Origin of the sequence: Pseudomonas sp. OVF7 (assembly GCF_030644265.1) — a bacterium.
Taxonomy (GTDB): Bacteria; Pseudomonadota; Gammaproteobacteria; order Pseudomonadales; family Pseudomonadaceae; genus Aquipseudomonas; species Aquipseudomonas gorinensis.
This window is the reverse complement of sequence record NZ_CP128996.1, coordinates 1,588,479-1,613,885: the sequence shown is the minus strand read 5'-3', so window position 1 is coordinate 1,613,885 and position 25,407 is coordinate 1,588,479. Positions and strand designations below refer to the sequence as shown.

General features: G+C 60.8%; 27 protein-coding genes. 14 read left to right on the top strand and 13 right to left on the bottom strand.

What is annotated here, in order from left to right; all coding sequences use genetic code 11:
* The first annotated feature begins 44 nt into the window (after positions 1–44).
* Positions 45–1,019 carry an HTH-type transcriptional regulator CysB gene (cysB, locus tag QU606_RS07185; protein ID WP_017849520.1) on the top strand — a complete coding sequence of 325 codons (975 nt, stop codon included), beginning with the start codon at positions 45–47 and terminating at the stop codon, positions 1,017–1,019.
* A 5-nt stretch (positions 1,020–1,024) separates the two neighbouring features.
* Here the strand turns inward: cysB and QU606_RS07180 are convergent, their stop codons facing one another.
* Both QU606_RS07180 and QU606_RS07175 read right to left on the bottom strand, forming a co-directional pair.
* Positions 1,025–1,507, bottom strand: coding sequence for a GreA/GreB family elongation factor (locus tag QU606_RS07180; RefSeq protein WP_024074218.1), 483 nt, complete (start codon positions 1,505–1,507; stop codon positions 1,025–1,027).
* A 12-nt stretch (positions 1,508–1,519) separates the two neighbouring features.
* Entirely contained in the window at positions 1,520–1,888 is a 369-nt protein-coding gene (locus QU606_RS07175) for a hypothetical protein (RefSeq protein ID WP_069075549.1), read from the bottom strand.
* 132 nt (positions 1,889–2,020) lie between these two features.
* Here QU606_RS07175 and earP point away from each other — a divergent pair, with 132 nt between their 5' ends.
* Both earP and QU606_RS07165 read left to right on the top strand, forming a co-directional pair.
* Positions 2,021–3,154, top strand: a complete 1,134-nt coding sequence (earP, locus tag QU606_RS07170) for an elongation factor P maturation arginine rhamnosyltransferase EarP (RefSeq protein ID WP_024074220.1) — start codon at positions 2,021–2,023, stop codon at positions 3,152–3,154.
* 49 nt (positions 3,155–3,203) lie between these two features.
* A complete protein-coding gene (locus QU606_RS07165; RefSeq protein WP_024074221.1) occupies positions 3,204–3,776 on the top strand; it encodes an elongation factor P in 573 nt (190 codons plus the stop codon).
* 65 nt (positions 3,777–3,841) lie between these two features.
* Here QU606_RS07165 and QU606_RS07160 read toward each other — a convergent pair whose 3' ends face one another.
* The 4 genes from QU606_RS07160 to QU606_RS07145 all read right to left on the bottom strand — a co-directional run bounded on the left by QU606_RS07160 (position 3,842) and on the right by QU606_RS07145 (position 7,029).
* A complete protein-coding gene (locus tag QU606_RS07160; RefSeq protein WP_069075547.1) occupies positions 3,842–4,858 on the bottom strand; it encodes an alpha/beta hydrolase in 1,017 nt (338 codons plus the stop codon).
* Positions 4,859–4,884: 26 nt separating this feature from the next.
* Positions 4,885–5,304 (bottom strand): organic hydroperoxide resistance protein, encoded by a 420-nt coding sequence (locus QU606_RS07155; protein ID WP_024074223.1) that lies wholly within the window; start codon positions 5,302–5,304, stop codon positions 4,885–4,887.
* A gap of 241 nt (positions 5,305–5,545) precedes the next feature.
* Complete coding sequence (locus QU606_RS07150) at positions 5,546–5,998, bottom strand: MarR family winged helix-turn-helix transcriptional regulator (RefSeq protein ID WP_024074224.1); 453 nt, start codon at positions 5,996–5,998, stop codon at positions 5,546–5,548.
* An 80-nt stretch (positions 5,999–6,078) separates the two neighbouring features.
* Positions 6,079–7,029: a LysR family transcriptional regulator gene (locus tag QU606_RS07145; RefSeq protein ID WP_024074225.1), complete on the bottom strand. Its 951-nt coding sequence runs from the start codon at positions 7,027–7,029 to the stop codon at positions 6,079–6,081.
* A 109-nt stretch (positions 7,030–7,138) separates the two neighbouring features.
* Here QU606_RS07145 and QU606_RS07140 point away from each other — a divergent pair, with 109 nt between their 5' ends.
* The gene (locus QU606_RS07140) at positions 7,139–7,888 is read left to right on the top strand and encodes a sulfite exporter TauE/SafE family protein (RefSeq protein ID WP_304998611.1); all 750 of its coding nucleotides are present in this window, start codon (positions 7,139–7,141) and stop codon (positions 7,886–7,888) included.
* Here QU606_RS07140 and QU606_RS07135 read toward each other — a convergent pair.
* Positions 7,878–8,759: a LysR family transcriptional regulator gene (locus QU606_RS07135; RefSeq protein WP_024074227.1), complete on the bottom strand. Its 882-nt coding sequence runs from the start codon at positions 8,757–8,759 to the stop codon at positions 7,878–7,880. The two genes, QU606_RS07140 and QU606_RS07135, sit on opposite strands and share 11 nt — an antisense overlap.
* Positions 8,760–8,829: 70 nt before the next feature.
* On the opposite strand from QU606_RS07135, the gene QU606_RS07130 reads away from it, so the two are divergent.
* On the top strand, positions 8,830–9,036 hold the full coding sequence (locus QU606_RS07130) for a DUF1127 domain-containing protein (protein ID WP_024074228.1): 207 nt from the start codon (positions 8,830–8,832) through the stop codon (positions 9,034–9,036).
* A gap of 45 nt (positions 9,037–9,081) precedes the next feature.
* Positions 9,082–10,299, top strand: coding sequence for a winged helix-turn-helix domain-containing protein (locus tag QU606_RS07125; RefSeq protein WP_304998250.1), 1,218 nt, complete (start codon positions 9,082–9,084; stop codon positions 10,297–10,299).
* 263 nt (positions 10,300–10,562) lie between these two features.
* On the opposite strand, the gene QU606_RS07120 is transcribed toward QU606_RS07125, so the two are convergent.
* The gene (locus QU606_RS07120; protein WP_041160874.1) at positions 10,563–11,909 is read right to left on the bottom strand and encodes a class II 3-deoxy-7-phosphoheptulonate synthase; all 1,347 of its coding nucleotides are present in this window, start codon (positions 11,907–11,909) and stop codon (positions 10,563–10,565) included.
* Between the two features lie 125 nt (positions 11,910–12,034).
* Here QU606_RS07120 and QU606_RS07115 point away from each other — a divergent pair, with 125 nt between their 5' ends.
* Positions 12,035–12,790 (top strand): spermidine synthase, encoded by a 756-nt coding sequence (locus QU606_RS07115; RefSeq protein WP_024074231.1) that lies wholly within the window; start codon positions 12,035–12,037, stop codon positions 12,788–12,790.
* Between the two features lie 113 nt (positions 12,791–12,903).
* Here the strand turns inward: QU606_RS07115 and QU606_RS07110 are convergent, their stop codons facing one another.
* On the bottom strand, positions 12,904–13,695 hold the full coding sequence (locus QU606_RS07110; protein ID WP_069075563.1) for a crotonase/enoyl-CoA hydratase family protein: 792 nt from the start codon (positions 13,693–13,695) through the stop codon (positions 12,904–12,906).
* 422 nt (positions 13,696–14,117) lie between these two features.
* Here QU606_RS07110 and QU606_RS07105 point away from each other — a divergent pair, with 422 nt between their 5' ends.
* The gene (locus tag QU606_RS07105) at positions 14,118–15,800 is read left to right on the top strand and encodes a DEAD/DEAH box helicase (protein WP_069075564.1); all 1,683 of its coding nucleotides are present in this window, start codon (positions 14,118–14,120) and stop codon (positions 15,798–15,800) included.
* A gap of 102 nt (positions 15,801–15,902) precedes the next feature.
* On the opposite strand, the gene QU606_RS07100 is transcribed toward QU606_RS07105, so the two are convergent.
* On the bottom strand, positions 15,903–16,670 hold the full coding sequence (locus tag QU606_RS07100) for a class III extradiol ring-cleavage dioxygenase (protein ID WP_024074234.1): 768 nt from the start codon (positions 16,668–16,670) through the stop codon (positions 15,903–15,905).
* A 103-nt stretch (positions 16,671–16,773) separates the two neighbouring features.
* Here QU606_RS07100 and QU606_RS07095 point away from each other — a divergent pair, with 103 nt between their 5' ends.
* On the top strand, positions 16,774–17,430 hold the full coding sequence (locus QU606_RS07095; protein WP_024074235.1) for a thiopurine S-methyltransferase: 657 nt from the start codon (positions 16,774–16,776) through the stop codon (positions 17,428–17,430).
* Between the two features lie 57 nt (positions 17,431–17,487).
* On the opposite strand, the gene htpX is transcribed toward QU606_RS07095, so the two are convergent.
* Positions 17,488–18,375: a protease HtpX gene (gene htpX, locus QU606_RS07090; protein ID WP_024074236.1), complete on the bottom strand. Its 888-nt coding sequence runs from the start codon at positions 18,373–18,375 to the stop codon at positions 17,488–17,490.
* A gap of 303 nt (positions 18,376–18,678) precedes the next feature.
* Positions 18,679–19,890 carry a pyridoxal phosphate-dependent aminotransferase gene (locus QU606_RS07085; protein WP_069075565.1) on the bottom strand — a complete coding sequence of 404 codons (1,212 nt, stop codon included), beginning with the start codon at positions 19,888–19,890 and terminating at the stop codon, positions 18,679–18,681.
* 201 nt (positions 19,891–20,091) lie between these two features.
* On the opposite strand from QU606_RS07085, the gene msrB reads away from it, so the two are divergent.
* The 3 genes from msrB to QU606_RS07070 all read left to right on the top strand — a co-directional run bounded on the left by msrB (position 20,092) and on the right by QU606_RS07070 (position 21,556).
* On the top strand, positions 20,092–20,484 hold the full coding sequence (gene msrB / locus QU606_RS07080) for a peptide-methionine (R)-S-oxide reductase MsrB (RefSeq protein WP_024074238.1): 393 nt from the start codon (positions 20,092–20,094) through the stop codon (positions 20,482–20,484).
* Between the two features lie 125 nt (positions 20,485–20,609).
* Positions 20,610–21,095 carry a glutathione peroxidase gene (locus tag QU606_RS07075; RefSeq protein ID WP_024074239.1) on the top strand — a complete coding sequence of 162 codons (486 nt, stop codon included), beginning with the start codon at positions 20,610–20,612 and terminating at the stop codon, positions 21,093–21,095.
* Positions 21,092–21,556: a MarR family winged helix-turn-helix transcriptional regulator gene (locus QU606_RS07070; protein ID WP_024074240.1), complete on the top strand. Its 465-nt coding sequence runs from the start codon at positions 21,092–21,094 to the stop codon at positions 21,554–21,556. Before QU606_RS07075 ends, QU606_RS07070 begins: the two co-directional genes overlap by 4 nt.
* On the opposite strand, the gene QU606_RS07065 is transcribed toward QU606_RS07070, so the two are convergent.
* The gene (locus QU606_RS07065; protein WP_069075566.1) at positions 21,537–23,846 is read right to left on the bottom strand and encodes a response regulator; all 2,310 of its coding nucleotides are present in this window, start codon (positions 23,844–23,846) and stop codon (positions 21,537–21,539) included. The genes QU606_RS07070 and QU606_RS07065 overlap by 20 nt on opposite strands.
* A gap of 170 nt (positions 23,847–24,016) precedes the next feature.
* On the opposite strand from QU606_RS07065, the gene QU606_RS07060 reads away from it, so the two are divergent.
* Both QU606_RS07060 and QU606_RS07055 read left to right on the top strand, forming a co-directional pair.
* Positions 24,017–24,907: an ATP-binding protein gene (locus tag QU606_RS07060; protein WP_024074242.1), complete on the top strand. Its 891-nt coding sequence runs from the start codon at positions 24,017–24,019 to the stop codon at positions 24,905–24,907.
* A complete protein-coding gene (locus QU606_RS07055) occupies positions 24,904–25,386 on the top strand; it encodes a GAF domain-containing protein (protein ID WP_024074243.1) in 483 nt (160 codons plus the stop codon). The genes QU606_RS07060 and QU606_RS07055 overlap by 4 nt, the downstream gene beginning before the upstream one ends.
* Positions 25,387–25,407 lie beyond the last annotated feature (21 nt).

Here is a 25,407-nt window from a genome sequence, read left to right as displayed (position 1 = left end):
CCGTCGCTGATACCCGTGGCGTCTATCTGCTTTGAGGGACACATATGAAGCTTCAACAACTGCGCTACATCTGGGAAGTGGCGCACCACGACCTCAACGTTTCCGCTACCGCTCAAAGCCTTTACACCTCGCAACCCGGTATCAGCAAGCAGATCCGCCTGCTCGAAGACGAGTTGGGCGTCGAAGTGTTCGCACGCAGCGGCAAGCACCTGACCCGTGTCACTCCAGCCGGTGAGCGCATCATTACCACCGCTGGCGAGATCCTGCGCAAAGTCGAGAGCATCAAGCAGATCGCCCAGGAGTTCTCCAACGAGAAGAAGGGGACCCTGTCGATCGCCACCACCCATACCCAGGCGCGTTATGCATTGCCGCCGGTGATCCGCGATTTCATCAAGCAGTACCCGGACGTGGCCCTGCACATGCACCAGGGTTCGCCGATGCAGATCGCCGAAATGGCGGCTGACGGCACCGTCGACTTTGCCATTGCCACCGAGGCCCTGGAGTTGTTTGGCGACTTGGTGATGATGCCGTGCTACCGCTGGAACCGCTGCGTTGTCGTGCCCCAAGGTCACCCGTTGGCCAAGCTGCCGAAGCTGACCCTGGAAGCCCTGGCGGAATACCCGATCGTGACTTACGTGTTCGGTTTTACCGGCCGTTCCAAGCTCGACGAAGCCTTCAGCCATCGCGGTCTCACGCCGAAAGTGGTGTTCACCGCGGCCGATGCCGACGTGATCAAAACCTATGTTCGCCTGGGCCTGGGCGTGGGGATTGTCGCCAAGATGGCGGTCGACACGCAGCTCGATAAAGACCTGGTCGTGCTCGACGCCAGCGAGTTGTTCGAGTCCAGCGTGACCAAGATCGGTTTCCGTCGCGGTACTTTCCTGCGTGGCTTCATGTGCGACTTCATCGAGAAGTTCGCTCCGCACCTGACCCGCGAAGTCATGGCCAAGGCGATCCAGTGCCACAACAAGCAGGAACTGGAAGAGCTGTTCGACGGCGTAGAATTGCCCGTCCATTAAGTGGTTTATCTGGCCTCGGTAACCGTAAAGTGTTGCCGGGCGCCTGCCACCAGAATCTCCACCTCATCACCTTCGAACTTGCCCAGCAGGCTTTTGCCCAGCGGGGAGCGCGGGGTGATGACGGTCACCGGTTGCCCCACCACATCCACCTTCAAGCCCGCCGCATCCGGTGCCAGGAACAGCCACTGCTGGCGGCCATTCTCGTCCTCCAGGCCCAGTAGCGTGCCGACTTCTATGCCACGTTGATCATCGTACGCACGCAGTGGCAGGTTCTGGCACAGCGCCAGCGACTGCTTGATTTCCTCGACGCGCTTGGCCTGTCCGGCCGCCAGGTAAGATGCCTCCAGTCCGAGGGTGTCGTATTTGTTTTCGGCGATATTTTCTTCGTGGGTCGCGGTTTCGTAGGCGGTCTGCGCGGCGCGCTGTGCAATATCGAGGTCGACGGTGAGTTTTTCCAGAATCAACTGGAGGACGGCGTGTTTATTCATGGCTGTGCTTGATCATTCGCAAAATTGCAGGACATTGGCCTTGCTCTTTTCATTCGGCGCGTTCTGGTCCTGTTGCAACCAGAACTGGCATTTTGGGTTGGACAGGTTGCGCGCATTGTTGCGCGCCTGGTCCAGGGTCTGCTGTTGTTCCTGCTTGCGAAGGTTGTCTTGATACTGTTCGAACATGCGGTTGGGTGGTTCCGGTGCAGCAGGGGCCGGTTTGCCGAGTTGCTGAACGGCCTGGGCCACGGGGGCCAGGCTTTGCGGGAACAGGTAGCGCGACGCCAGCCAAGTGGTCAACGCAATGGCGATGAACCCCAGCCACACGCCGAGGGCGATGGCGACACACAGCTTGAGCAACGACAATGGGCGATCAGACATGGCGGCCTCCTGGCAGGCATTTGTGGCGTGGCGGCGATTGTCGCACAGCCACTGTGCAGAATAATCGCGATCAAGCCTTCTGCATCAGGGCATTTATGCGGACAATCGAGCCTTTGAGCGTTGGAGCCCGGAATGAAAGCCCGCTGGGATATTTTTTGCAGCGTCGTCGACAACTATGGCGACATCGGCGTGACCTGGCGCCTGGCCCGGCAACTGGTGGTAGAGCACGGTTGTGATGTGCGTTTGTGGGTCGATGACTTGCGGGCGTTCGAGCGCCTGTGCCCTGAGATTGACGTGCAGTCGGGGCAGCAATGGCAAGAGGGCGTTGACGTGCATCATTGGCCGGCGGATTGGGCTGCCACGCCGTCCGCCGATGTGGTGATCGCCGCTTTTGCCTGCCAATTGCCCCCTGACTACATGGAAGCCATGGCCGCGCGCGCGCGTCCGCCGTTATGGATGAACCTCGACTACCTCAGTGCCGAGGACTGGGTGGTGGGTTGCCATCGCCTGCCTTCGGTGAAGTTCAAAGGGGTACAGAAGTACTTCTTTTTCCCCGGTTTTCGGCCGGGTACCGGTGGTCTGTTGCGCGAGGCCGGTTTGCTGCAACAGCGCCAGGCGTTTCAACAGGATGCCGCTGCGCAGCAACAATTCCTGCGCTCCTTGGGCGTACTTCCTGCAACCGGTACGCGGCTGATGTCACTGTTCGCCTACGAAAATGCCGGCCTCGCCAGCTGGCTTGACGTTCTTTCGACGGATGGGCGTGCCACTCATCTGTTGGTTCCGGAAGGCCGCATCCTCGGTGATGTGCAGCGTTGGCTCGGGGTCGATGGGTTGGAGGCGGGGGACGTCCACCAGCGCCAAGCCCTGACCGTGCAGGTGCTGCCCTTCGTGCGCCAGGAGCAATATGACCGCCTGCTGTGGTGCTGCGAGTTCAATGCCGTACGTGGCGAAGACTCCTTCGTGCGCGCCCAGTGGGCCGGGCGTCCTTTGCTGTGGCACATCTATCGCCAGGACGAAGACATCCATCTGGACAAGCTCGACGCCTTCCTGCAGTTGTACACCGCTGCATTATCGCCGGCCGCCAGGGCGGCGTTGGTTGCGCTTTGGCAGGCCTGGAATACGGACGGCGATATGGCGCAGCCGTGGAAAAGACTGCTGGAACACTGGCCGGAAGTGAGCGCACACGCCGAAACGTGGTGTCTGGAACAAGGCTTGCAGGCCGATCTTGCGACGGCGCTGGTACAGTTTTATGAAAGTTGGATATGATACGCGACCTTGATTTTTGTAAACCCCATCCAAATTTCGGATATCTGCAATGAAAACTGGTAAAGAACTGAAACCCGGTATGGTGATCCGTATCGACAACGATCCTTGGTTGGTTCAGAAAGCTGAGTTCACCAAGTCGGGCCGTAACAGCGCGATCATGAAGACCAAGCTGAAGAACCTGCTGACCGGTTACAAGACCGAAACCGTTTACAGCGCCGATGACAAGCTGGACGACGTGATCCTCGACCGTAAAGAAGCGACCCTGTCGTTCATCAGCGGCGACGCCTACACGTTCATGGACACCACTGACTACACCATGTACGAGCTGAACGCTGAAGACATCGAAGCCGTTCTGCCGTTCATTGAAGAAGGCATGACCGACGTCTGCGAAGCTATTTTCTTCGAAGAGCGCCTGGTTTCCGTAGAGCTGCCGACCACCATCGTGCGTAAGGTTGCCTACACCGAAGGTTCCGCTCGCGGCGACACTTCGGGCAAGGTGATGAAGCCTGCCAAGCTGGCTAACGGTACCGAGCTGCAAGTTGCCGATTTCATCGAAATCGACGACCTGATCGAAATCGACACCCGCGAAGGTGGTTCGTACAAAGGCCGCGCCAAGAAGTAATTCTGGCCCCGCTGATACGAAAAAAAGCCCGACCTTGAGTCGGGCTTTTTCGTGGGCGCTGCTTTTTACTTCAGGTGTTGCTTCAGCTCCTGCGATGCCTGCAGCAAGGCCGAACGCACCGCTGGCACTTGGCTGACCACATTGAGCAAGCCGTAGTCGTGGATCATGCCGTTATAGCGCACGGCGGTCACCGGGACGCCGGCCTGGTCCAGCTTGCGCGCATAGGCTTCGCCCTCGTCCCGAAGCACGTCGGCACCGGCCGTCTGAATCAGCGCGGGCGGCAAGCCCTTGAGCTGATCGGTGGTGGCCCGCAACGGCGAGGCGTAGATCTCGGCCCGCTGCTTGGCGTCGGTGGTGTAGTTGTCCCAGAACCATTTCATCATGTTCCTGGTGAGGAAGTGCCCTTCGGCGTACTGGTTGTAGGACGCTGTCTCGAAGTTGGCATCGGTCACCGGCCACAGCAGCAACTGGAACTTGATCGCGGGTGTGCCCTTGTCCTTGGCCATCAGGCTGACGACGGCTGCCATATTGCCGCCGACGCTATTGCCCGCGACCGCCAGGCGTTTGCCGTCGACGTTGATGTCCTTGCCGTGCTCGGCGACCCATTTGGTTGCGCCATAGGCCTGGTTGATCGCCACCGGGTAGTGCGCTTCCGGTGAAGGCGTGTAGTTGACGAAGACCGCCACGGCCCCCGAACCCACCACCAGATCGCGCACCAGGCGCTCGTGAGTCGGGTAATCGCCCAATACCCAGCCGCCGCCGTGGAAGAACATGAACACCGGCAATGTGCCCTTGACCCCGGCTGGCCGCACGATGGTCAGGCCCAGCGGCTGGCCATCGACCTGGATGGTCTTCTGGCTGACGTCCGCCTTGGGCAAGGTCAACTTCACACCCGCCTGAGCTCCCGTCAGCACGGCACGGGCGTCCTTGGGCGTCAGTTGCTCCATCGGCTTGCCGGTGCCGGCGTTCAAGACATCGAGGAATGCCTGGGTGTTGTGCTCGACATCATCCGTCGCCGCGAACGCGTGGGTGATGGACAGGGCGAGCAGGGTGCCAGTAAGCGCTTTGCCAAATCTGTTCATGTTCTTCTCCAGGTGTCGCAGCAGGGTTAGACGGTTACGTGCAGGCGCACATCGACGTTGCCACGGGTGGCGTTGGAGTAAGGGCAAACCTGGTGAGCCGCGTCGACCAGGCTTTGCGCATCGTCCTGAGCCAGGCCGGGCAGGCTGATGTGCAGGTCGATGTCCAGGCCGAAACCGCCGGGGATCTGGCCGATACCGACATGAGCCGTGATCGAGGCGTCATCCGGGATCTTGCGTTTGGTCTGGCTGGCGACGAATTTCAGGGCGCCGATAAAGCAGGCCGAGTAGCCGGCGGCGAACAGTTGCTCAGGGTTGGTGGCCTGGCCACCGGCACCGCCCAGTTCTTTAGGTGTGGAGAGTTTGACGTCGAGGATGTTGTCGCTGGAAACAGCACGACCGTCACGGCCGCCAGTGGAAGTGGCTACTGCGGTGTAGAGAGTTTGCATGGTGTGGTCCTCTTGGTTTGTAGCGCTAAATGTTTGCGCGCTAAGTAGTTGGTGAGGCGAATGTATAGCGCTAATGTTTTGCGCGCAAGATAAATTTACAAATATTTTTGTGGGGCGCTACAAAGCAATATGGGAGGGCGCTTGCTCCCGATGGTGGTGGGTCAGTCAATAGATTGGTTGACTGACCCACCACCATCGGGAGCAAGCGCCCTCCCACATGTTGAGTGTTTTGCTGTTGTGTTTAGATCGCGTTCTGCAGGTTGCCTCGCAACGCAATCAAATCCGCCTGCAACTTGCGCAGTTGCTCCAGCTCCAAGCCGCTGGCACCGAGGATGCACTGTGGGACCCCCATGGCCTTTTCCTGCAAGGTACGCCCGGCCTCGGTCAGTTCCACCACGACCACGCGTTCATCTTCGCGGCTACGAGTGCGGCTGAGCAGGCCCTCGGCTTCCAGGCGCTTGAGCAGGGGCGTCAGCGATCCTGGATCAGTCAGCAGGCGGCTGCTGATTTCGCCGACGGTCAAGCCATCTTCTTCCCACAACACCATCATTGCCAGGTACTGCGGGTAGGTCAGGCCAAGCGCTTGCAGCAGTGGCTTGTAGACCTTGGTCATCAGCAATGACGTGGAGTGCAGGGCGAAACACAGCTGGTTGTCCAGCAGCAGGGATTCGCAAGGGGCGGGATTTTTGCTCATGGCGGGGCCTCGAAAAAGCGTCAATGGCCTGGAATCTAGCGGGCAAATCTTTAATGCGCCAGATAATTCTGGCCGAGCGGTCAGGCCAGTCCGCTTTGCAATGCCAGATCCCAGGGCGGCACGGGGCTGAAACGGGATTTCAGGTATTCCAGCAACAACCGGCTGCGTGCATTCGGCTGTTGCTCCAGGCGCAGCGCATAGATCCCGGTGGTTTCCGGGCTGGGCAGGCCGTTTTCACAAAACAGTGGCAACAATTCGCCACGCACCAGGTATTCACTGGCCAGCCAGGTCGGCAGGTGGGCGATACCCAACCCGGCGAGGGCCCCTGACAGCAGGGCTTCAGCGTTGTTGGCGCTCATGCGGATACGTTGCGGGCGATAGGTGGCGCGGCGCCCGTCCAGTTCGAAGCGCCAGGCGAACATCGGCGCCAGGCCATCCCAGTCCAGGCCGTCGTGTTCGCTCAGTTCCCGCGGATGAGTCGGCGTGCCGCGGCTTTTCAGGTAGGCCGGGCTGGCACAGGCGATGCGCACGATACTGGCGAGCGGCGTGGCAATCAGCCTGGTATCGACGATATGCCCGGCGCGCAATATCAGGTCGACCTTGCCCAAATGCGCGCCCTGCATATCGACAAAACTGTCGATCAAATGCAGGTGCACATCCAGTCCCGGATACACATTCAGGAAGTCTGCAATCACCGGTGCCAGATGCCGTCGCCCGAAAGCCGCCGGGGCGTCCACGCGAATCAATCCTTCCGGCGCGTGGCTCAGGGAGACGGCTTCGGCTCGCGCCAGTTGCAACTCGCTGACAATCCGCCGCGCCCGCTCGGCAAAGGCCAGGCCGGCCGGTGTCGGCACCACCGCATGGGTACTGCGCTGGAACAAGCGGCTGCCCACCGAATTTTCCAGGCTGTCGATGCGCCTGGCCACCGCCGAGGGCGTCAGTGGATGGCGGCGTGCGGCCGCGGAGAAGCTACCCGACTCCAATACATCGAGGAACAGGCTCAGTTGGTCGGTGAGAGTATTGGGGTTCATGGGCAAATGCTTGTGCGAGATTGGCACAGCCATTGTGCGTCGCTATGCGTATCCGCGCCAGGGCCGACTGCGTAGCATGCAAGGCCTGGGATTTGTGGAGTGGCAAGTGGTGTTGGATTTAGCGATGTACTTGGTATTGGGCGCGGCCCTGGGCACGATGGGCGGTTTGTTTGGCATCGGGGGCGGGCTGATTGCCATCCCGGTGCTCGGCGTATGGTTCGGCCTGGATCAGCAGATTGCCCAAGGCACTGCCTTGGTGATGGTGGTGCCCAACGTGATGCTCGCCCTGTGGCGCTATCACCAGCGTAACCGTATCGAGCTGCGCCACGCATTGCCGCTGGGCGTGATGGGTTTCAGCTTTGCCTGGCTGGGCTCGATCTGGGCGGTGGGCCTGGATGCCGGCGCGATGCGTATCGGTTTTATTGTCTTTCTGGTGGCATTGTCGGCCTACAACCTGGTGCGCATGTTCACGCGTAATGCACCGCCGACTGCGCAGATGCGTTATTCCTGGCCATGGCTCGGGGTGTTGGGTGCCGTCTCCGGGTCCATGGGCGGCTTGTTTGGCGTGGGCGGCGCAGTGGTTGCCACGCCGGTGCTGACCAGTGTGTTTGGCACCACTCAGGTGGTCGCCCAAGGGTTGTCCCTGGCCCTGGCGCTGCCGAGCACGAGCGTCACCCTGGTCACCTATGCCTGGCACCATGAGGTCGACTGGATGATCGGCATCCCGCTGGCGCTCGGTGGCCTGCTCAGCATCAGTTGGGGCGTGAAAGTCGCCCATGCGCTGCCGGAGCGGTTATTGCGCGGGTTGTTCTGCGGCTTCCTGGTGGTGTGCGCGGTGATGCTGACCTTTAAAGTTTGAAACCTTCGACGATGTAATCGGCCAGGCAATCGGTGATGGGCGAGGCCATCAGCGGGTTACGCAACAAGCGCAGGTTCATCGACGGCAAGGGGGGGAAGCCGTCGTCGCTGCCGAGCACACGCAGGTCGTCGGTGACCAGGCTTTCCATGCTGACCATGGCCGCGAGGCCGGCGCTGACCACGGCCTGGATCGCCGCCCCGTTGGAGCTGTGATAGGCCAGGCGATAATCCCGTCCGGTCGTCTCCAATGCTGCGCAGGCCCACTGGGTGTAAAGGCAGTCGTCGCCAGAAACGGCCAGTGGCAAGGCGTCGTGTTCGTCCGTGCAGAAGCACGGCGCTGCCGCCCACACCATGCGCTCGGTGCGCAACAACTCACCGAGGTCGTTGCCCGGTTCGCGACTGATCACCGTCAACGCCAAGTCCTGTCGCTGCATCAGCACCGTTGAGGACTCACAGTGCATCTCGATCTGGATCAGTGGGTAAGCCTTGGAAAACTGTTTGAGAATGCCAGGCAGAAAACGCATCACGTAGTCATCTGGTGTGCCGATCCGTACCAGCCCGACCATATGGGGCTCGCGCAACGTGTTGAACACTTCGCTGTGCAGTTTCAGGATGCGCCGCGCATACCCCAGCAGCACCTGGCCTTCGGGCGTCAGCCGTACCTGGCGACCGTCGCGCTCGAATAACTTGCGCTGCAACACATCCTCTTCCAGGCGCTTCATCTGCATGCTCACCGCCGACTGGGTGCGGTTGACTCGTTCACCTGCACGGGTAAAACCGCCCAGGTCGGCGATGGCGACGAAGGTGCGTAGCACTTCGGTGTCGATGCTGGGGTAGCCGGACAATTGATCAATCTCCGAGATGTATTGCATAAGAAACATTCGTTGGATTGATCATAAGGCCAGGTACACACTCGCGTCATCCCCACGGGAGGGCGAGAAGATGAAAGGTCAAAGAGGTTTTGTGTGGCTGGCGAAGCGGCCGCTCTTCGGGCTGTTGCAGACGCTCGTGCGTTGGCAGACGCTGCGTCATGAGCGTCAGCTGTTGGCGACGTTGAGCGACGCGGCGCTCAAGGATATCGGGCTTAGTCGTGCCGACGTGGTGCGGGAAAGCCACTGGCATTTCTGGGAAGACCCGCTGCGAAAATGACCTAGGATGCAGTAGGGTAGGTCGCGAGCACCCAAGGAGATGTCCATGCCCGCTGAACTGTCCTTTTCCCTCAAGCAAGCTCGACGCATGGCGCTGGCCGCCCAGGGATTTTCCGGGCGCCCGGCGCCTGCGCTGATCAGGGCCGCGCACCTCAATCGTGTGATTGAGCGCCTCGGTGTGTTGCAGATCGATTCGGTGAACGCCGTGGTGCGCTCCCACTACCTGCCGCTGTTTTCCCGCTTGGGCACTTACTCCCCTTTGCTGCTTGAACAGGCCGCCTGGAGCCAGGGGCGACGGCGCTCGCTGTTCGAGTATTGGGGGCATGAAGCTTCGTTGCTGCCGATGGCGTTGTACCCGCTGATGCGCTGGCGCATGCAACGGGCGCAGCAGGGGCAGGGGATCTATCAGCAGATGGCGCGGTTCGGGCGTGAGCAGCAGGCCACGATCCAGCGCGTTCTGAAGATCGTCGAGCAACAGGGCGCCCTGGGTGCTGGCAGCCTGTCTACCCGCGAAGAGCGTGCCGGCCCCTGGTGGGATTGGAGTGATGAAAAGCACGCGCTCGAATGGCTGTTTGCCGCAGGCTTGGTCACCGTTGCCGGCCGGCGCGGGTTTGAGCGGCTCTATGATTTGCCGGAGCGGGTGATTCCGGATGAGGTGCTTCAAGCCTCGGTGAGTGAAGCCGACGCCCAGCGTGGTTTGTTATTGCACAGCACGACCGCGTTAGGCATCGGGACTGAAAAAGACCTGCGCGATTACTTCCGTCTGGAGCCTGCCGACAGTCGCAGTCGCCTGGCTGAACTGGTGGAGGACGGGCAATTACTGAGCTGTCAGGTGCAAGGTTGGAAGCAGCCGGCGTATTGCCTGCCCGAGCCGAAGGTGCCACGCAAGGTGTCGGCCAGCGCATTGCTGTCGCCGTTCGATTCACTGATCTGGGAGCGTAGTCGCACCGAGCGGCTGTTCGATTTCCGTTATCGGTTGGAGATCTACACCCCGCAGGACAAGCGGGTGTACGGCTACTACGTGCTGCCGTTCTTGCACCACGAGCGCATTGCCGCGCGAGTCGACCTGCGTGCCGAACGCGCCAATGGGCGCCTGGCCGTGCACGCGGTGCACGAGGAAGAGCCGGGGCTGGATGAGGAGGGGATGCAGGCGTTGGCGCTGAACCTGCGGCAAATGGCCGACTGGCTGGGGCTGGAACACCTCCAGCTCAATTGCCAGCGGCCCAGTGCCGCCCGGTTGCGGATAGCCATGCTGCACTTGTAGGCGCACGGCACTTGTGTGGTGAGCAGGCTTTTTTAGTGAGCAAGTGTGTTGCGGCAAGCGGGTTTGATTGTGGCGAGCGGGCTTGCCCCGCATTGGGCTGCGAGGCCGCCCCAATAAGGCCACCGCATTTCTTCTGGTAGAACCGGGAGACTGGTTTTAGGGCCGCTACGCGCCCCAACGCGGGGCAAGCCCGCTCGCCACAGTTACAGTGTGTCTCCTTAACTGACCGGCATTGGCGCTTGCCACCGGTTCAGTTGTCCATCCTAGCGTTTGACCTGTTTCAGTGTTTCGGCAATCAGGAACGCCAGCTCCAGCGACTGATCGGCATTCATCCGTGGGTCGCAGTGGGTGTGGTAGCGATCCGACAAGCCATCCTCGGTAATCGGCCGCGCGCCGCCGATGCATTCGGTGACATTCTGTCCGGTCATCTCGATATGAATCCCGCCGGCATAGGTGCCTTCGGCTTCATGCACTTGGAAGAACTCCTTCACCTCACCCAGGATCTGCGCGAAATCGCGGGTCTTGTAGCCGCTGCTGGCCTTGATGGTGTTGCCGTGCATCGGGTCGGAGCTCCACAGCACCTGCTTGCCTTCGCGCTGCACCGCACGCAGCAGCGCAGGCAGGTGGTCACCGACCTTGTTGGCACCCATGCGCGCGATCAGGTTCAGGCGGCCGGGGTCGTTGTCTGGGTTGAGGATGTCGATCAAGCGGATCAGGTCATCCGGGTTCATGCTCGGGCCGACCTTGACCCCGATCGGGTTGTTGACCCCGCGCAGGAACTCGACATGGGCGCCATCCAACTGGCGGGTGCGATCGCCGATCCACAGCATATGGGCCGAGCAGTCGTAGTAATCGTTGGTCAGGCTGTCACGGCGCACAAAGGCTTGTTCGTAATTGAGCAGCAGGGCTTCGTGGGCGGTGAAGAAGCTGGTTTCGCGTAATTGCGGCGAACTGTCCATGCCGCAGGCGCGCATAAACGCGAGCGTTTCGTCGATACGGTCCGCCAACTGGCTGTACTTCTCGGCCAGGGCGGAGTTGGCGATAAAGTCCAGGTTCCACTTGTGCACCTGGTGCAGGTCGGCAAACCCACCCTGGGCAAATGCACGCAGCAGGTTGAGGGTGGCGGTGGACTGGTGGTAGGACTGCAGCAGGCGGTCCGGGTCCGGCACACGGCTTTTTTCGTCGAAGCCGATGCCGTTGACGATATCGCCACGGTAGGCGGGCAGGGTGATGCCGTCGATGGTTTCATCGTTGGATGAGCGCGGCTTGGCGAACTGGCCGGCCATGCGCCCGACTTTCACCACCGGGCAACCGGCGGCGAAGGTCATCACGATCGCCATCTGCAACAGCACCTTGAAGGTGTCGCGGATTTTCGCGGCGGAGAACTCGGCGAAGCTCTCGGCGCAGTCGCCGCCTTGCAGCAGGAATGCACGACCCTGGGTCACTTCGGCAAACTGACGGCGCAACTCGCGGGCTTCCCCGGCGAACACCAGCGGCGGGTAGCTGGCCAGGTTCTGCTCCACTTGCAGCAAGTGTGCAGCGTCCGGGTACTGGGGTTGTTGCTGGATCGGCAGGGCGCGCCAGCTGTCGGGGCTCCAGGGTTGGCTCATCATGAACTCGATTGGCTGATTGACGGTCGGACGCCAATGTTATCAGCAATTAGTGCGTGACCTGTTGCCGCCGGTTGGCTGACAATCGCGCCTTTGCCATGCGGTAAACCCTTTTAGGAGTAGTGATGACCGAGGAGCGTGTCGAGCGCCTGCTGGCCGAAGTCCATGATGATTTCGGCATGATCCGTGTGCTCGAAGTGGCCGATTACCGTTTTCTCGAGTTCGGCGATGCCATCGAGCAAAGCTGTGTGTTCACTGCCGACCCGAGCTGGCTGGAGTACGACTACACCCGCGCGATGCTGATTGGCGCGTTGTGCCATGAACAGCCGGAGAGCGCGTTGTTCCTCGGTTTGGGCGCCGGTACGTTGACCCAGGCCTGCCTCAGGTTCCTGCCGCTGGAGGATGTCGAAGCCATCGAGCTGCGCCCCGATGTGCCGCGCCTGGCCATCGAGTTCCTGGGGCTGGACGATGACCCGCGCTTGTACATCCGTATCGGCGATGCCCTGGAGTTGCTGGATACTGCCGAAACGGCAGACCTGATTTTCGTCGACCTGTACACCGATGTCGGTCCAGGTGTCGGGCACCTGGCCTGGACATTCCTGGAAAACTGCCAGAAGAAACTCAACCCCGGCGGCTGGCTGGTCATCAACCAGTGGGCCACCGACGATGGCAAGCCGCTGGGTGCGGCCTTGCTGCGTGGGTTGTATCACCGGCATTACTGGGAACTGCCGGTGAAGGAGGGCAATGTGATCCTGCTGGTGCCGTCGGAGCTGGATCAGGTATTGGACATCGACGCACTGACGGCCCGCGCCGAAGCCTTGGCGCCGCGCTTGGGGTATTCGTTGCAGCCATTGATCAAGGCGATTCGGCCCGCGACGTAGTTGTTTGTACCGACGCCATCGGGGGCAAGTCGAATCGTCGCCCCCCCCCCACATTTGAAATGAGTTCCCAATGTGGGAGGGGGCTTGCCCCCGATGGCGTCGCTACTGCCAACTCAAATGCCCTTGAACACCCCCGGCCGCTTCTCGACCATCGCCCGCACGCCTTCCTTGGCGTCTTCACTGTTGAGCAGCTTCTCGACCATAGGTGGTAACGCAGCCGCCGCCACGGTTTCGCCTTCCATCCGCGCCAGGCGTGCCGACATCAAGGTGGCCTGCACGCCGAGCGGTGCCTGGCGCGCAATACGGCTGGCCAGTTCAATGGCGCGGGGCAGCAGGTCTTCGCTGGCCATGACCTCTTGCACCAACCCCAGGCGCAGGGCTTCGTGGGCGTCGAACTCATCGCCGGTGAGCAGCCAGCGCATGGCGTTCCCCCAGCCGGCGATCTGATGAAAGCGCAACGTCGCACCGCCAAAGGGAAAGATCCCCCGCTGGACTTCCATCTGTGCGAAGCGGGTGTTGCTGGCGCAGAGATTGATATCCGCTGCCAGCATCAACTCGATACCGATGGTCAGGCAGTAGCCCTGCGCGGCGACGATCACCGGTTTGCTGACCCTGGGGCCGGCGAATACCCCCCACGGATCACAGCCCCCCAGCGGGGGCTGCCAACCCCCCGCCATCACGCCGCTGACATTGGCCAGGTCCAGCCCGGCGGTGAAGTGGTCGCCATGGGCAAAGACCACCGCCACCCGAGCCTCATCGTTTCGATCAAATTCGCCATAGGCCAGGCTCAGCTCATTGAGCAGATCCAGGTCAAAGGCGTTGCGCTTGGCTACCCTGTCCAGGCCTAACAGCAGGACATGGCCCCGGAGTTCACGGCTGACGCGGCTGCTGCTGGCTTGATTCATCGGGTGTGCCCTCGGGCGCAGGGAAAGGTTTCAGACCAAAGGTCTCACGGGGGAGGTGAACCGTTTAAGTGTTCTGGCCAACAGGGCCGGGCCTTTGAAAAATAGACCCTGCCGCACTTAACTGCAAAGGCTGTGACGCGGTGCGGTTTATCGGCGCTTGGCGATAAAAAAAGCTCCCTTTTTCAGCTATTTCCGGTATAGTGCGCGCCGGCCTTTAACCGGGCCGCGTTTAGGTAGCGCAATTCCCCGAAGTCAGCTTCGGCTGCACGTCCGCACAGCGGACTCTTCCTTGACGAATCTTTTTCATTCATTCGTTTTCGCAAATCCCCGCCGACAAAGCAGCCAGGGCGACTCTTGAGTCTCAACACGGCATGCGCAGCTTTGGAGCATGGGTCTTTGCGGATGCACTTAGAGGCAGACCCATGACCCAGGAAACCGGCGGCTTCGCCGCTTTTAATCTTAACCCGAACATTCTTGCTGCCGTCATTGCGACCGGCTACGAAGAACCTTCGGCGATTCAGCAGCAATCGATCCCGATCATCATGGCCGGCCAGGACATGATTGGCCAGGCGCAAACCGGTACCGGCAAAACCGCCGCGTTCGCCCTGCCTATCCTGCACTGCATCGATCCTGCCAAGCGCGAACCGCAAGCCCTGATCCTGGCGCCAACTCGTGAGTTGGCGCTGCAAGTAGCAACCGCTTTTGAAACCTACGCCAAGCAAATGCCGGGCGTTACCGTTGTGGCCGTCTATGGCGGTGCGCCAATGGGCCCACAACTGAAAGCAATCCGTAATGGCGCACAGATCGTTGTCGCCACCCCGGGTCGCCTGTGTGACCACCTGCGTCGTGACGAGAAAGTCCTGTCGACCGTGAACCACCTGGTTCTGGACGAAGCTGACGAAATGTTGAAGCTGGGCTTCATGGATGACCTGGAAGTCATCTTCAAGGCGCTGCCACCGACCCGTCAGACCGTACTGTTCTCGGCCACCCTGCCACAGTCGATCCGTGCCATTGCCGAACGCCATCTGCGCGATCCGCAACACGTGAAGATCCAGACCAAGACCCAGACCGTTACCGCGATCGAACAGGCTCACCTGTTGGTTCACGCTGACCAGAAGACCTCGGCTGTATTGAGCTTGCTGGAAGTCGAAGACTTCGACGCCCTGATCATGTTCGTGCGCACCAAGCAAGCGACCCTGGACCTGGCCAGTGCCCTCGAAGCCAAAGGCTACAAAGCCGCTGCGCTGAACGGTGACATCGCCCAGAACCAACGTGAGCGTGTGATCGACTCCCTCAAGGATGGCCGCCTGGACATCGTTGTGGCGACCGACGTTGCTGCCCGTGGCCTCGACGTTCCACGTATCACCCACGTGTTCAACGTTGACATGCCTTACGATCCAGAGTCCTACGTTCACCGTATTGGCCGTACTGGCCGTGCCGGTCGCGAAGGTCGTGCACTGCTGCTGGTGACTCCGCGTGAGCGCCGCATGCTGCAAGTGATCGAGCGTGTCACCGGCCAGAAGGTTGCCGAGGTCCGCCTGCCGGATGCCCAGGCCGTTCTCGATGCCCGCATCAAGAAACTGACCAACAGCCTGGCGCCGCTGGTGGCTGACGCTGAATCGACCCACGGCGACCTGCTGGACCGCCTGACCGCCGATATCGGTTGCACCCCGCGTGCCCTGGCCGCAGCCCTGCTGCGCAAGGCCACCAACGGTCAGGCCCTGACCCTGGCAGCCATCGAGAAAGAACGTCCACTGGTTCCGAACAGCGCGCCACGCGGTGATCGTCCAGAGCGTTCGGGCGACCGTCCAGACCGTGGTGATCGTGGTGATCGTGAGCGTCGTGCTCCGGTCCCATTGGCTGAAGGTCGTGCTCGTTGCCGTACCGCGCTGGGCGCGCGTGACGGTATCGCGGCCAAGAACCTGCTGGGCGCTATCCTCAACGAGGGTGGCCTGGCACGTGAAGCCATCGGTCGCATCCAGGTCCGTGACAGCTTCTCCTTGGTGGAACTGCCGGAAGACGGTCTGGAAAAACTGCTGACCAAGCTGAAAGACACTCGCGTTGCCGGTAAGCAGCTCAAACTGCGTCGCTACCGCGAAGATTGATCCGCCCTTGGGCTGATTGATCGCACATAAAAAATCCCCGACTGGTTCGGGGATTTTTTTTGTCATGTGGAAAAGGGGTGGGCCCCCACATTTAGATCTCCATCAGCCAAAGCGATAGATGTCCATGCCCAGGGCCCCCAGGGTGAAGCCCTGGTGCGCCACGCTGAACGGCCCCCCGGCACCCCGCGCGAAGTACAGGGGCAACAAATGCTCATCGCTGGGATGGCTGCGCACTGCATGGGGCGCCTGGCGGCGATAATCGTGCAGCGCGGCTTCGTCATTGGCAGCGAGCTTGTCCACCACCCAATCGCGGAACTCCCGCGCCCACGGTTCGATGCTCTCGGGGCCGGCGTGCCAGTTCAGTTCACCCAGGTTGTGGGTGATGCTGCCGGAGCCGATCAGCAGCACACCTTGTTCGCGCAGGCTGGCCAGAGCATGCCCGACTCGTGTCTGCAGGGCAGGGCCCATGCGACTGGGGAGGGAGACCTGTACCACTGGAATATCCGCCGCCGGGTACATCAGCGACAACGGTACCCATGTGCCATGGTCGAACGGGCGATGCTCGTCGATGCGGGCATTCAGGCCATCGGCATGCAACAGTTCGACAATTTCGGCGGCCAGTTGCGGATCGCCCGGCGCTGGGTATTGGACCGCGAACAATTCGCGCGGGAAGCCGCCGAAGTCATGCCAGGTTTCGGGGGCGGCGCCGCCGCTGACCAGTAGTTCCTGGCTCTCCCAATGCGCCGACACCACCACGATCGCCTTGGGCCGTGGCAGCTCAGCGGCCAGGCGCTGCAGGGCCGGGCCGCTGGCACCCGGTTGCAGGGCGAGCATGGGCGAACCGTGAGAGATAAATAGGCTGGGGAACATAGGAGGGATCCTGAGCGTTAATATGGCGCTATCTTCAATCAGATCATTGATCTAAATCTAATATAAGTTTTAGCGCCTTTTGATCGAATTTTCAGGGTGATTTATGGAGCCTACATTTTGGCGGGAGCGCTGGGCGCGCAATCAGATCGGCTTTCACTTGCCGCAGGTCAATCCACATCTGCAACGGCATTGGCCGCAACTGGGTTTGGCGGATGGAGCAAAAGTGTTGGTGCCGCTGTGTGGCAAAAGCCTGGACCTGGTGTGGCTGGCCAGCCATGGGCACCCCGTGCTGGGGGTGGAGTTATCGGAGCAGGCGGTGCAAGCCTTCTTCAGCGAGCAGGGGCTGACGCCACGTATCAGCCAGCACGGCGTGTTCAGCGTGTATCAGGCTGATGTGATCGAGGTGTGGTGCGGCGACTTCTTCGCCCTCGATGCTGAGGCCGTGGCCGATTGCTGCGCGCTCTATGATCGCGCGGCGTTGATTGCACTGCCGCCGCTGATGCGGGCGCAATACACCGAGCATCTCAATCGCCTGCTGGGTTCGGGCTGCAAGGGGCTGCTGATCACCCTCGATTACGATCAGACGCAAAAGGCCGGCCCGCCCTTTGCGGTCACCGATGAAGAGGTGAAAGTATTGTTGGGCGCACATTGGACCTTGGACATCCTCGAGGAGCAGGACATCCTGGGCGATAGCTGGAAGTTCGTTCAGGACGGCGTCACGCGCCTTGAAGAGCGTGTCTATCGCTTGACCAAGGGGTAAATCGCACGCACAAAAAAAGGGCGATCAGATCGCCCCTTTTTGCGTGACTGCAGGTTATCAGCCGCGACGACGCAGTGCGTCGATCCGCTCTTCCAGCGGCGGGTGGCTCATGAACATGCGTGCCAGGCCCTGCTTGATACCGCCGTTGATGCCGAATGCGGTCAGGCTGTCCGGCATATGCACCGGCAGGCCCTGTTCGGAGCGCAGGTGTTGCAGGGCTGCGATCATCGCCCCGGTACCGGCCAGGCGGGCCCCCGCTTCGTCTGCGCGGAATTCGCGTTTGCGCGAGAACCACATCACGATCGCGCTGGCCAGGAAGCCCAGCACCACTTCGGCGAAGATGGTCGCCACGAAATAGGCAATGCCACGGCCTTCTTCGTTCTTGAAGATCACCTTGTCGACAAAGTTGCCGATGATCCGCGCGAAGAACATCACGAAGGTGTTCACCACGCCCTGGACCAGCGCCAGGGTGACCATGTCACCGTTGGCCACGTGGCCGATCTCGTGGGCCAGTACCGCCTTCACTTCATCGTACGAGAAGCGTTCCAGCATGCCCTGGCTCACTGCAACGAGCGCGTCGTTCTTGTTCCAGCCGGTGGCAAAGGCGTTGGCTTCATAGGCCGGGAAGATCCCGACCTCGGGCATCTTGATGCCTGCCTCGCGGGACAACTGCTCAACGGTTTGCAGCAGCCATTGCTCGTGGCGGGTACGTGGCTGGGTGATGACCTGGGTGCTGGTGCTCATCTTCGCCATCCACTTGGAAATGAACAGCGAGAACAGCGAGCCGGCAAAACCAAAGACCGCACAGAAAATCAGCAGCTGATTGAGGTTCAGATCAACCCCGTTGGCCGCCATGAACCCGTTGAAGCCGAAAAGGCTCAGGGTGATGCTGGCAATCAGCACGACCGCCAGGTTAGTGGCCAAGAACAGCAGGATGCGCATCATGGTTGTAGAGTTCTCCTCATGCTTAATATGTCGCGTACTGCGGGGTATATAAGGTGCGGCCTGGGGTGATTCAACCGAGCGACTATTTCAAACTGTGTCCTACAGCCTGAATGTAAAGCCTTGAAAGGATTTTCCGACAAGAAATCTCGCATGTTATCGGTCTCCCATCCCCTTGCCGCCCTGTAATTACAGGGGGTAGATGCTTTGCAGGGGGCAACGGACCTGCCGGGGAGAATGAAGGCAAAGAAGTGTTGCCAGATAATCGCTGTACGACCGAATGCCGGTCGTACAGCGCCATGGCCCTTACTGGCGATAGGACTTGAGGAAGTTGCCGATACGACCAATGGCCATTTCCAGGTCATCCACACGTGGCAAGGTCACCACGCGGAAGTGATCCGGCCACGGCCAGTTGAACGCAGTGCCTTGCACCACCAGCAGCTTTTCCGACAGCAGCAGGTCGAGCACGAACTTCTCGTCGTTGAGAATCGGGCAGACCTTCGGGTCGATCCGCGGGAAGGCATATAGCGCGCCCATTGGCTTCACACAACTGACTCCCGGGATATCGTTGAGCAGTTCCCAGGTACGGTTGCGTTGTTCGAGCAGGCGGCCCTGGGGCAATATCAGGTCGTTGATGCTCTGGTAGCCACCCAGCGCCGTCTGGATCGCGTGCTGGCTCGGTACGTTGGCGCACAGGCGCATATTGGCCAGCATATCGATGCCTTCGATGTAGCTCTGGGCATTGTGCTTGGGACCGGAGATGGCGATCCAGCCGGAGCGGAAGCCCGCCACGCGATAGGACTTGGACAGGCCATTGAAGGTCAGGCACAGCAGGTCCGGCGCCAGGGACGCGGTGCAGATATGCACGGCGTCGTCGTAGAGGATCTTGTCGTAGATCTCGTCGGAGAACACTACCAGGTTGTGCTGGCGTGCGAGTTCGAGCATGCCCTGCAACACTTCCCTGGAGTACACCGCGCCAGTGGGGTTGTTCGGGTTGATGATCACCAGGGCCTTGGTGTTCGGGGTGATCTTGGCCTTGATGTCGGCCAGGTCCGGGAACCAGTCGGCGCCCTCGTCGCATAGGTAATGCACCGGATGGCCACCGGCCAGGGTCACCGCAGCGGTCCACAGCGGGTAGTCGGGCGCTGGCACCAGCACTTCGTCGCCGTTGTTGAGCAAGGCCTGCATCGACATCACGATCAGCTCGGACACGCCATTGCCCAGGTAGATGTCTTCAATGCCAACACCTTCGACCTGCTTCTGCTGGTAGTACTGCATGACCGCCTTGCGCGCACTGAACAGTCCCTTGGAGTCGCTGTAGCCTTGGGCGGTGGGCAGGTTGCGGATCACATCCTGGAGAATTTCGTCCGGTGCTTCGAAACCAAAGGGCGCCGGGTTGCCAATGTTCAGCTTGAGGATGCGATGGCCTTCCTCTTCCAGGCGCTTGGCGTGCTTGAGCACTGGGCCGCGAATGTCGTAGCAGACGTTGGCGAGCTTGTTCGATTTGCTGACCTGCATGGCGATGTGATCCTGAAAATGAACGATCCAGACGGTGCGGAGCCTACCGTGCCGGGAATCCTGCGTTGGTGCACCCATAAATACGTTTGAATGCCGCTAACGCGGGTGCCAGACTGGCGTGTTGAAGAGGCGCAATCATACGTGCCGCCTGGTTCATGGAAAAGACACAGATCAGGCTTTTTAAGTTGCCGAGGTGTATCGATGGAAAAGTTGCAAAAAACGGTTGAAGAGTGGAAGGCAATGCTCGATCCAGAGCAGTACAACGTGTGCCGGCTCAAAGGCACCGAGCGGCCTTTCAGCGGTAAGTACAACGACACCAAGACGGACGGCGTGTACCACTGCATATGCTGCAATGAGCCACTGTTCGACTCCAAGGCCAAATTCGACTCCGGGTGCGGCTGGCCGAGCTTTTATGAGCCGATCGCCGACAGCGCGATGATCGAGATCCGCGATGTCAGCCACGGCATGATCCGCACCGAAGTCACCTGCGCCAAGTGCGATGCGCACCTTGGGCATGTGTTTCCCGACGGTCCGCCGCCGACGGGCCTGCGTTATTGCATCAACTCGGTGTGCCTGGACCTGGTGCCACGTTGAGCGTGAGGCGTCCCTGCGATGTCGGCAGGGACGATCTATGGCGAGGTATCAGTCCGATCAATTAAATTGCACGCAATTGAATTGAGCGCTATGTTTTCGCTTCTCTCCCGATTCGAGGCACTGCCATGAGCGACAACCTGCTGAGTATCCCTTGCACCACCATCAAGGGTGAGCAAAAGACCTTGGCCGATTACGCCGGCAAGGCCATCCTGGTGGTCAATACCGCCAGCAAGTGCGGTTTTACCCCGCAGTACAAGGGTCTGGAGCAGCTTTGGCAGACCTATAAGGACAAGGGCCTGGTGGTGCTGGGGTTCCCCTGCAACCAGTTCGGCAAGCAGGAACCGGGCAACGAAGGCGCGATTTCCGAGTTTTGCGAGCTGAACTTCGGCGTCAGCTTTCCACTGTTCAAGAAGATCGATGTCAACGGCAGCGCGGCCCATCCCCTGTTTGTGCAGTTGAAAAAACAGGCGCCGGGCCTGCTGGGCTCCAAGGGCATCAAGTGGAACTTCACCAAATTCCTGATCGGCCGCGACGGTCAGGTCGTCAAGCGCTTTGCCCCGACGACCAAGCCGCAGGACTTGACCCAAGAGATCGAAGCCCTGCTCAAATGACTGGCGTACCTTCCGTGTCCCTGGCCCTGGACGACCAGCTGTGTTTCAAGCTCTACGCGGCGTCGCGGGCGGTGACACGCGCCTACAAGCCGATGCTGGACCAGTTGGGCCTGACGTACCCGCAATACGTTGTGATGCTGGTGCTGTGGGAATGGCATGACGCAGCGGCGACCCAGGCCACGGTCAAGGCCCTGGGTGAGCGCCTGATGCTCGATTCGGGCACCTTGACGCCGTTGCTCAAGCGCCTGGAGCAGCTTGGCGCCGTGAAGCGCCAACGCAGCCTGCGCGATGAGCGTGAAGTGCATTTGAGTCTGAGCGAAGCCGGGGTGCAATTGCGCGGCCAGGCCCATCAATTGAAAACCCGATTGCTGTGCGACAGCGGCGTCGACCTCAACCAGGCCGACGCCCTGCGCGACGGCCTGGACCAATTGCTGGCTCAGATCAGAGCGTTGTCGCCTTAGGCACCCACAGGTCCAGCAGGGCGTTGAGTTCTTCCCGGCGGAACGGCTTGGCCAGGTAATCATTCATTCCCGCGGCACGGCAACGCTCGCGCTCTTCCGACAGCGCGTTGGCCGTCAAGGCGACAATGGGCAGGTCTGGCCAGCGTCCGCTGCGGCGAATCTGCCGGCTGGCTTCGTAACCGTCCATCACCGGCATGTTGCAGTCCATCAGCACCATGTCGAAGGGGCGTTCTTCGAGGCACTTGAGCGCCTCGCCACCATGGGCGGCGACGATCACTTCGCAACCCAGCTTGCTCAGCATGCCCTTGGCCACCAGTTGATTGACCGGGTTGTCCTCCACCAGCAGGATCCGCGCGCGGTTTGCAGGCGGCGCGGCGTCGAGCGGGATGGACTCAAGGATCAGTTGTGGATCACTGCGCAGGTTGCGTTGCAGGATCTGGTACAGCGCGGTACGGCTCAACGGGCGAGCCTGTTGCTGTAATGGCGCCAGCGCCGCGACTTCTTCGCTGGGCATGAAATTGCCATAAGCGGTCACCAGCAGGATCGGCGCCGTGATCGCCGGCCGCAGGCGAAACAGGCACTCCGGGCAGTCGGTGATCAGCAGGTCCGGGGCTTGCCCGCTCAAATCATCATCCAGGGCACGACAATGGGCGGTCAGCCCCCAGTGGGGCAGCAGGGTGGTGAGCAGTTCCGTCAGGCCGCTGCCGGCGTTGGTAATGACCAGCACTTCACCTTTGAGCGGCGGTTGCCGGGTGGCGGGCAAATGGGCTGGCAGGGGCAGGTCGGCGCAGAACTGGCTGCCAAAGCCGACCTCCGAACTGATGCTCAACCGCCCCTTCATTGCCTCGCACAGGTTATGGGTCAGTGCCAGGCCCAGGCCGGTGCCGCCAAACTGCCGGGTAATCCCCGCGCCGGCCTGGGTGAACGGTTGGAAGATCTTGACCTGTGCGTCCTGGGCAATGCCGATACCGGTATCGCATACATCAATTTTGACCCGGCCATCGTGGGCGCTGAGGCGAACATCCACACGGCCAAAGCGCGTGAACTTGAGGGCGTTGGACAGCAGGTTACTGACGATCTGCCGCACGCGCGTCGGATCGCCGAGCACCTGGGCCGGAAACTGCGGGTCGATCAGGCACGTCAGTTCGACACTGGGCGCGGCGTTCTGCGACAGCAGGTTGGCGGTGTCTTCCACCAGCGAGCCCAGGTCGAAGGGGATGCGTTCCAGCTCCAACTGGCCGGCGTCGAACTTGGACAGGTCGAGAATATCGTTGAGCAATTCCACCAGTACTTTGCCGGAGTCGTGGGCGATCGACAGTTGTTGGCGCTGTTCGGCGGTCAGCGGGCTGTCCAGGGACAGAGCGATCATGCCCAGCAAGCCATTGAGCGGTGTGCGGATTTCGTGGCTCATATTCGCCAGGAACGCCGCCCGCGCCTGGGCCATGTTCAGGGCGGTCAGCTTTGCCGCCTGCAGTTCCTCGTTGGACTGGCTCAGGCGCTGGTTGCTGGCCTTGAGCTCAAGGGTGCGGGCGGAGACGATGTCCTCGAGTTGCCCCAGGTACTCGGTGAGACGGTCCTCGGCGTGGCGACGCTGCTGTATCTCGGTTTCCATGTTTTCGAATTGCTGATTGGCGACGTTGACCAGCACACCGATTTCATCGTGTTCATGCCCTGGCGGGCAGTCCAGGCGTGCCTGTTTACGGGTGCTCAGCTCACGAATGATGCGCACCAGGGGCTGGGTCAGCATGGTGTAGAACAGGCCCAGCAAGATCCCCGTCAGCAGCAGGCTGCGCGCGAAGCCGTTGAGCAAGGTGATTTCGGCGCGACGCAGGAAGCGACTGCCAAAAGCGTAGGTGTCAACGTCCAGGCGCAACACGCCCAGGGCTTCGTTGGGCATATGGCTGAGGAAAAGGCGGTCTTCAAACTGGCGGTTGGCGCCGAACAGGAAGTCGCTGACGGGCCGATACGGGCTTTCCTTGCGCGGTCGGTCGACGTCGGCCAGCACCACGCCGTTGTTGTCGATCAACTGTGCGTGGATGATAGCGGGGGAATGCAACAAACCCAGGGTCAACTCCTGGGCCAGTTCGGCGTCAATGTTGTAGGCAATACGAGACGCGGGGTTATGGCTGATTTCGATCAGGGAACGAATTTCACGGTTGATGGATGCGTCTTCGCTGGCATAATCAATGCCGATTTGGATAAGGCTGAGCAAGGTTCCCAAGACGAAACCGACCAGCACCGTCAATCTGGCTTGTTTATAAGACAAGCGGTGGGCGAACTTGATATCCATCGAGTGTTGAACCACTTCACGTGTCCCTTCGCCCGGCAAGCATAGCTGAACATCCACAGGCTCTGGCTTGCCCGGCACGAATCGTTAGGTTTTATGGGGGCAGCCCCCAGCAGTCAGCCGTAGGGTTGCCAATACGCCATCTTTTGCAAGAACTTGCCAGAGGAATAGTCGTGGATTCTCGATTGAATGCCTTTCTTGAGCGTGCCGACGCTGTGCTCGCTCGCCTGGAACCCTTGTTACCCGCTCCGCGCCAAACCATCGACTGGAACCAGTGCCTCGCCGCCCGGTGGCAGCGTGACGGTCGCAGCGGCTTTTTGCTGCCCCTGGACGTGAGCCTGGACATGCGCTTGTCTGACTTGATCGGCGTCGACAAGCAGCGTGAACAACTGGCGCGCAACACCCAGCAGTTTCTCGACGGCTTGCCGGCCAACCATGCGTTGCTGTGGGGGTCGCGCGGCACCGGTAAATCGTCCATGGTGCGGGCCTTGCTCGCCCAGCACGCCAAGGCCGGCTTGCGCCTGATCGAGATCGAACGTGATCACCTGGCTGACCTGCCGCGCGTGGTCGAGCAATTGCTCAAGTTGCCGCAGCGTTTCATCCTGTTCTGCGATGATTTGTCGTTCGAGGCTGGCGAAGGCGACTACCGCGTACTCAAGAGCGTGCTCGACGGCTCCCTGGAGCAGGCCCCGGAGAACGTGTTGCTGTACGCCACGTCCAACCGTCGTCACCTGGTGCCGGAAAACCAGAGCGACAACGACAATTGGAAGCGCGTGGATGGCGAGCTGCACCCCAGTGAAGCGGTGGAAGACAAGATCGCCTTGTCCGACCGTTTTGGCCTGTGGTTGTCGTTCTACCCGTTTTCCCAGGAACACTTCCTTAACGTGGTCGAGCACTGGATCGGTGAGCTGGCGAACAAGGCCGGCTTGCCGTGGCAGCGCGATGAAGCCCTCGACATCCTCGCCGTACGCTGGGCCACCGGGCGTGGCAATCGCAACGGCCGGTGCGCGTATCAGTTCGCCCGTTACTGGGTGGGCCTTAAATTGCTGGAGCGTCAACCATGATCGATTTGCAACAGGCCGGTACCGGTCTGGATGGCTATGCCCTGTTGTGCGCGCAGCTGGAGTCGCTGCTGGCCGATGAGCGGGATTTCATCGCCAATAGCGCGCAGTTTTCTGCGTTCTTGTTCAACCAGCTGGACGACCTGAACTGGGCCGGCTTTTACTTCAACCGCAATGATGAATTGGTGCTCGGCCCGTTCCAGGGCCAGATCGCCTGCGTGCGTATCCCCTTCGGTCGTGGCGTATGTGGGGCGGCCGCGGCAACGCGGCAAACCCAGCGAGTGGAAGACGTGCACGCGTTCCCCGGGCATATCGCCTGTGACAGTGCCTCGAACAGTGAGCTGGTGGTGCCGCTGGTCAAGAACGGCCAACTGATTGGCGTCCTCGACCTCGATAGCCCTTCGCTGGCCCGCTTTACCGTGCAGGACCAGGCCGGTATCGAACAGTTGGCGGCGATTTTCCTGCGGTTGACCGACTGCTGATAGGTGGCGGCAGGCGCGAGC